Source organism: Acidimicrobiales bacterium (assembly GCA_036399815.1).
GTDB lineage: Bacteria > Actinomycetota > Acidimicrobiia > Acidimicrobiales > DASWMK01 > DASWMK01.
The window spans coordinates 1-6,723 of the sequence record DASWMK010000171.1 but is presented as its reverse complement, the minus strand read 5'-3'; the positions used below and the strand labels follow the sequence as shown (position 1 = coordinate 6,723).

Genomic DNA, 6,723 nt, shown 5'->3' with positions numbered 1-6,723 from the left:
GACGGTCGTGGCCGGCGCCTCCAGTCGCGGGTCGCCGGCCCCGGTCCCCGCCACGGCGACGAAGGCGACGACGAGCAGCCCGAGCGCCACGAGCACGGCGAGGACGGCGGCGAGGGCCACGCGCCGGACGGGCGCGGGACGCCGGTCGCGGGCCGCGGCGACGGCGGGGAGCACCGACGTGGCCTGGGCTCGGGACACGGGATGGGGCGCCGTCGTCGCGCCGCCGAGCGCGGCGGCCACCGACCCCGCCGGCGGCCGGTGCGCCGGGTCCCTCGCCGTCATGGCGGCGAGGAGCGCGGGCCAGGGGGCGGGCAGGTGGCCGGGCACGGCGGGGTCGCGGGCCAGCCGGGCGGCGGCCGAGGCGACGGCGTCGCCGGGGAAGGCCCGGGCGCCGGTGAGGCACTCGAGGAGGACGAGGCCGAGCGCGTAGACGTCGGCCGGCGGGCCGACCGGGCTCGCCTCGACCTGCTCGGGCGCCAGGTAGCCGGCCGTCCCGACGACCGAGCCGCTGCCGGTGATCGTGGCCGACCCGGCCAGGCGGGAGACGCCGAAGTCGGCGAGGTGGGGCCGGCCGGCCCGGTCGAGGAGGACGTTGCCGGGCTTGACGTCCCGGTGGACGATGCCCAGCCGGTGGGCCGCGGCCAGCGCGCCGGCCACGCCGGCACCGACCCGGGCGGCCTCGGCCGGGCCCAGGGGCCCGCGCCGGAGCCGGTCGGCCAGGGTCTCGCCCTCCACGAGGTCCATGACGAGGTAGGGCCGCCCGTGGTGGTCGCCGGCGCCGAGGAAGCGGACGACCCCCGGGTGGGACAGGCGGCTCAGGGCCCGCACCTCGGCGGCGAACCGGCGGGCGTCGCCGCAGCCGTCGGCCAGCAGCTTGACGGCCACCGCGCGGCCGGTGGGCCCGTCCGTGGCCCGCCACACCTCGGCCATCCCGCCGAAGCCGATCCGCTCGTCGAGGCGGTAGCGGTCGCCGACCAGCACGTCCGAGACGAGCACCTCCGTAGCGTCGCCGCCCGCCGGTCAAGGGGAACCCCAGGGCGGGCAAAGCCTCGGGCAGGATCTGGCGATGCCCCCCGACCTCGTGATCTTCGACTGCGACGGCGTGCTGGTCGACAGCGAGCGCCTCACCCTGCGGGTCGACGTCGAGGTGCTGGCCGGGCTCGGGTGGCCGATGACCGAGGAGGAGGTGGTCGAGCGCTTCGTCGGCCGCTCGGACGCCGACATGGTGGCGATCATCGAGGAGCACCTCGGCCACCGGCTCCCGGACGGCTGGGACGAGCCCTACCGGCGGCTCCACGACGAGGTGATCGCGGCCGAGCTCACCCCCGTCCCCGGCGTCGTCGACGCGCTCGACGCCATCGACGCGGCCGGCGTGCCGACGTGCGTGGCGTCGAGCGGCACGCACGAGAAGCTGCGGACCACGCTCGGCGTCACCGGCCTGCTGGCCCGCTTCGACGGGCGCATCTTCAGCAGCGTGGAGGTGGCGAGGGGCAAGCCGGCGCCCGACCTGTTCCTCCACGCCGCCGCCCGCATGGGCGCCGACCCGGCCCGCTGCGCCGTCGTGGAGGACAGCCCGTTCGGGCTGGAGGCCGCACTGGCCGCCGGCATGCGCCCGTACGCCTACGCCGGGGGCCTGATCCCCACCCGCCGCCTGGCCCTGCCCGGCGTCACCCTCGTCGACGACCTGCGCGACCTGCCCGGGCTGCTCCTCGGCGAGGGGTGACGATCAGAGCGGAACGGGCTCGCGGACGGCGCGAGGCCCGTGGAGGAGCGACCGCTCCACGCGATCGCACACGTCGACCCACGTCGTCCAGCCGAGCGCTGCCGCCGTGCGCCTGGCCTCCTGGAGGTTCGCGGCGGCCTGCACGAGGTCACCGGTGACGTGCTCGGCCAGCGCCACGTACAGGTCGAGCGGCCCCATCACGGCGGCCCCGACGCCGACGACGACGACCGCCTTCGGGTCGGGGTGGAGCGCCTGCCGCAGCTCGCGGCCCGCGTCTGCGTCCCCGATGCGCACGGCCACGGGAGTGGCGAAGCAGAGGCCGGGCCGGTCGAAGTAGCGGTTGCCGGCGATGCGCCGGTCGAGATAGTGCCAGAGGCTCCGGCGAGCGTCCTCGGTGCGCCCCGCCTGGGCGTACGCCGCGGCGGCGACGGCGTGCCAGGCGACGACCCGCGGGTACGTCGCGACCGCCTGCTCGACGAGCCCTGTCAGCGTGGGCAGCTCGCCGGCGAGCCATCGGCGGACCATGGCGTGGACGCCGTACGCGCCGAAGGCGTCGGCGATCCCGAGCCGCGTGCCGGCGTCGAGCGCGGCCTGGGCCCGCTCGTCGGCGGCGTCGAGGTCGCCGGCGGCGAGGAGCAGCGCGGCCTCGACGAGCTGCGCCGCCCAGATCGACCGAGGCCGGTTGACCCGTTCCGCCTCGCGAGCGAGCGCCCAGCGGAGGTCGAGGCAGCGCTCGACCTGTGAGGCGGCCAGCGCCGCGCTCATCAGGAGCTCGGAGGCGTCGAGACGGAGCACGGGCACCCCGGCCGCCGCGGCCAGCTCGTAGGCCTCCTCGGCGGCGGCCAGGCGGGTGGTGGCCGGCACGCTCGCGTCGACCAGCTCGCGCGCCCGGAGCAGCGCGAGCCGGGCCCGGTCGGCGTCACTGTCCAGGTGGTCGGCGAGGCGCCGTAGCTCGTCGAGCGCCCCGGGCGTGACCACCTCGCCGTGGACCAGGGTCTCCTCCAGGACGAGCGACCCGAGCACGTCGAGGCGCCGGCGGCTCCACCGACCGGCCGTCGCAGCCGCGACCCGCTCCAGGCGGGCGAGGCGCCGAGGGTCGCCGCGGGCGCTGAGGCCGAGCGGCTCGTCACCGACGGCGGCGACCACGGCGAGGTCGGGATGTTCGTCGACCCGATCCACGACGGAGTCGAGGACGTCGTCGGCGTCGGCGGCCCGGCCGAGGGCGGCCAGCGCCAGGCCGAGGTGGAGGTCCGCCTCCACGGCGTCCACGCCGACGAGGTCGGGTCGCGCCGCGCTGAGAAGGGCAACGGCCTCCTCGTGCGCACCGCTGGCGTAGGCGACCTGCGCGGCCGACAGCCTGGCCTTGGCGAGGCGAGCCGGCGGCACCAGCGGACCGGCGCCCAGCGCATGGCGGAGGACGGTGAACGGGTCGGCGCCGCGGCGCTCACCGTCCTCCAGCCGGGCGAGGTGCAGATGGTGCACCGTCGTCGCCGGCGTCACCTCGAGCACGGCCTGGTGGGTGAGCGCATGGCGCAGATGGAGCTCGTCGCCGTGCTCGGTCACGAGGCCGGCGTCCATGGCCGGCCGCAGGGCCCAGACCACGTCCGTCGCCGACGCGCCCCTCATGGCACCGAGCGCGGCCGGCGACGTCGGGCCGAGGACGGCGAGGGTCTGCACGAGGTCGGCGCAGGGGGCAGGCAAGGCCGCGAGCTGGTAGCGGATCAACGGCAGCAGGCGGTGCGGCACCCGCGCCGCCGCCGCCCGGCAGGCGGCCTCGTCGTCGAGACCCTCCATCACGTCGAGGAGCGCGGCCAGGTGAAGCGGGTGGCCGCCGCTGCGCTGCCACAGCACGTCGCCGAGACGGCGGGCGGCGTCGGCCGGGAGGTGGGCGAGCCGAGCCGAGGCGACGGCGTGCACGGACTCGCGCCCGAGGTCACCGAGGTGGAGCTCGACGACGCTATCGCATCGGACGACGTCGGCGTGGGCGGAGAGCCAGGTCGGCCGGTCCACCATGTCCGGGTCGCGCGCCGTCACGACGAGGACGACCCCGGGTGGTAGGCCGGCGCGGGCCACCGCGACGACCAGGGCGAGCGAAGCGGAGTCGGCCACGTGGGCGTCCTCGAGGACGACGAGCACCGGGGCGTCCCGCGCCGCCCCGGCGAGGGCGGCCAGCACGGCCCGCCGGGTCCTGGCCACCTGCGCCGACGGCTCGCCCACGTTCCCCGAGCCCAGCTCGTCGAGCGCCTCGACCCAGGCGGCGAGCGGGACGCCGTCGCCGTCCCAGGATCCGAACGCCGTCGTCGCAGTGGCGGCCTCGGCGTCGGCGCAGGCCGCGGCGGCCAGCGTCGTCTTGCCGCAGCCGGCCTCGCCGGTCACGACGACGAGCGAGCCCGGCGAGCTCTCGATGCGCAGCCGCTCGGCGATGGTCGCCAGCTCCGGTTCGCGGCCGGCGATCAGCGGCCGGCGTCGGGATCGCGGCGGGGTGGGCACCGGTGTCACCTCGGCCGCCGCACCGGCGGTGAGCCCCGGAGCGTGGGCGAGGATGTCGGCCTCGAGGCGGACGAGGGCCGGGCCCGGCTCGAGGCCGTACTCCTCGGCGAGATGGCGGCGGGTGTCGTGGAAGACGGCGAGGGCCTCGCGCTGGCGCCCGTCGCGGTAGAGGGCGATCATGGCGAGCGCGGCGAGGCGCTCCCGAGCGGGATGGTGGACGAGGAGCGCCTGGACCTCCCTGGCGGCCTCACGGGTGCGACCGTCCTCCACGAGCGCCTCGATGCGCGCCTCCCGCACCTGGCTCTCGAGCTCGACGAGTCCGACCTTCTCGGCCTCCAGCCGTGGCCCGAGAACACACCCACCGAACGGCTCGCCGTGCCACTCGCGGAGGGCGGCATCGCATCGGGCCACCCGGGCCGCGGGGTCGTCCAGGGGTCGGAGCGCGTTCGACGCGGCGCCGGCGAAGCGGATGGCGTCGACCGCGTGCGGCGGGATCATCAGGACGTAGCCGTCGTGGTCGTAGCGGAGCGACCCGTGGTCGGCGCCCGCCTGTTCCAGCCACTGCCGGAGCCGGGTGGAGTGGACCTGCAGCGCGGCGCGCGGGTCCTTCGGCAGCGCTTCGCCCCACAGCTCGTCGACGATGGCCGCGACGCCGACGGGTGCCCCCGGCCGGAGGGCCACCAGGGCCAGCACCGTCCGGAGCAGCGGGCTGCGTGACGCGAACGTCGTGTCGCCGCGGTGGAGCACGACCGCACCGAGGACCTGGACGCCCCAGCTCATCGCGGGCATTGTCCCATTTAGTCGTCAAGAAAGGGCGGCGAAAGCGGTTCGTGGTCACTTGAGCCACGAGACCCAGGAGGGGAACGACATGCCAGATGACAACGCAATCGTGAAGGCGATCTTCGGTGACGAGGAACAGGAGGTGATCAAGGCAGGCACGACGGCCGTGACCCGCGGGGCGGGTGTCGTCGCGGCGGCCTTCGCGGTCGGCGCCAACGTCGAGCCGCTCGCCAGCTCGTTGACGACCGAGCAGCGGCTGTGGTTCAGCATCGCCGTCGGGTTCGGGTGGGTGATCCTCGCCGCAGCCGACGTCGTGGCCCGGGCCTACGTCACCGCGAACGTCGCCCGACGGCAGGAGAGGGACGAGAAGCGGCCGACGTCGCCGCGTCGGTCGACCGGACGGACGGCCGACGAGGACGACCCGTCGCCTCCGACGCGCTCGAACGGTGCCGGGGACGACAGCGTCGACTACTTCGTCCTGACGAACGGTCGAGCCGTTCCCGTCCAGGCGGACACCGTGTGGGTGGCGGTGCGGCCATGAGCGAGGCACCCACGAGCAAGGTCCCCATCGAAGCGCTCCGCCCCGGGGACCTGCTGTTCCTCCGCTCCGCCGACAGCCTCGGCAGGATGATCACACGGCTCGACGGCAGCGACTTCAGCCACGTGGGCATGGTCGCCGAGCCCGGGATCATGGTCAGCGCCCGGACGAACCGTCACGTCTCGTACGCCGGGGTCGACGACGTCGACCTCGGCGGCGTCCGGCTCAACTCCATCGCCGACCTCCTGCTCGGTGCTACTCCGCCGAAGCGGACGATGGCGGCGGCGCGCCCGAAGACCACCATGGTCGACCCGGACAGAGCACTGGCGAAGGCCCTCGAGCTCCTCGAGATCGGGACCGTCCACCGGTCGCGGTTCTCGTACCTGAAGCTCTTCCTCGTCGCGACGGCGCTCGACTCCTACACCGGCCCGGGAAAGGAGCAGCTGCTCGTCTCGGCGGTCGCAGCAGCACGGGCATGGGAGGCGCACGCGCAGGCCGTGCTCCGCCAGCAGCCGTCGTTCTTCTGCTCCGAGCTCATCGCCGTGCTGTTCGACGAGTACCGCTTCCAGGTGGACGAGCTGCGGCCGCCGCCGGCGCCGGACAACGGCGCCGCCACCGACGGCGTCGACGGCGTCATCGACGTGATCCGCCTCGCTCGCCGGCTCGCCGACGAGGCAGGGCATCCGAGCCGCGAGCAGGTGGCCACGGTCGCGCGCGTCGTCCGCGACCTGGCGACCTACGACCCCCCGTTCCTCAGGGACGTCTTCGAGGAGCTCCACCGGCTCCTGAAGGACCGCCTCGGCCGCGAGGGTCGCTCGGTGGACGAGCCCGCGACCGACGCGCCTCAGGAGGAGCTGGACGCCAGCGCGCCCCTGCCCTACGCCCTCGTGACCCCGCGCATGCTCTGGACTGCCAAGTGGGTCACACATCTCGGGGAGGTCGGCGCCTGACCACGGTTCGAACGCTCCCCATGGTCGGCGTCGACCGCGTCGGTGCCGGAGCGGCGGGCGAGGGCTGACGATCAGGCGTCGACGACGCAGAACTCGTTGCCCTCGGGGTCGACGAGCACGATCCAGGCGTCGCCCGGCTCGGTGAACGTGCGCAGCCGGCGCGCGCCCAGGGCCTGGGCCTCGGCGGCCGCGGCCTCGAGGTCGGCCGCGGCCAGGTCGAGGTGGAGCCGGTTCTTGGTCGT

General features: G+C 75.6%; 5 protein-coding genes. 3 read left to right on the top strand and 2 right to left on the bottom strand.

The genetic code is table 11. The annotated features are described in order from the left end of the window. Positions 1 to 996 (bottom strand): serine/threonine-protein kinase (locus VGB14_12315; protein ID HEX9993703.1); only part of this gene is annotated, 996 nt, incomplete at its 3' end. A gap of 70 nt (positions 997 to 1,066) precedes the next feature. Between VGB14_12315 and VGB14_12310 the strand changes: the two genes are divergently transcribed. Then, complete coding sequence (locus VGB14_12310; GenBank protein ID HEX9993702.1) at positions 1,067 to 1,723, top strand: HAD family hydrolase; 657 nt, start codon at positions 1,067 to 1,069, stop codon at positions 1,721 to 1,723. A 3-nt stretch (positions 1,724 to 1,726) separates the two neighbouring features. On the opposite strand, the gene VGB14_12305 is transcribed toward VGB14_12310, so the two are convergent. Then, the gene (locus tag VGB14_12305; protein HEX9993701.1) at positions 1,727 to 4,993 is read right to left on the bottom strand and encodes a BTAD domain-containing putative transcriptional regulator; all 3,267 of its coding nucleotides are present in this window, start codon (positions 4,991 to 4,993) and stop codon (positions 1,727 to 1,729) included. A gap of 58 nt (positions 4,994 to 5,051) precedes the next feature. On the opposite strand from VGB14_12305, the gene VGB14_12300 reads away from it, so the two are divergent. After that, positions 5,052 to 5,534 carry a hypothetical protein gene (locus VGB14_12300; GenBank protein HEX9993700.1) on the top strand — a complete coding sequence of 161 codons (483 nt, stop codon included), beginning with the start codon at positions 5,052 to 5,054 and terminating at the stop codon, positions 5,532 to 5,534. After that, the gene (locus VGB14_12295) at positions 5,531 to 6,481 is read left to right on the top strand and encodes a hypothetical protein (protein ID HEX9993699.1); all 951 of its coding nucleotides are present in this window, start codon (positions 5,531 to 5,533) and stop codon (positions 6,479 to 6,481) included. The genes VGB14_12300 and VGB14_12295 overlap by 4 nt, the downstream gene beginning before the upstream one ends. The last annotated feature ends 242 nt before the right edge of the window (positions 6,482 to 6,723 follow it).

Excerpts from the sequence above, each read along its gene's own strand:
- VGB14_12310 (HEX9993702.1), top strand. The coding sequence starts at position 1,067 with ATGCCCCCCGACCTCGTGATCTTCGACTGCGACGGCGTGCTGGTCGAC.
- VGB14_12305 (HEX9993701.1), bottom strand. The coding sequence starts at position 4,993 with ATGAGCTGGGGCGTCCAGGTCCTCGGTGCGGTCGTGCTCCACCGCGGC.
- VGB14_12295 (HEX9993699.1), top strand. The coding sequence starts at position 5,531 with ATGAGCGAGGCACCCACGAGCAAGGTCCCCATCGAAGCGCTCCGCCCC.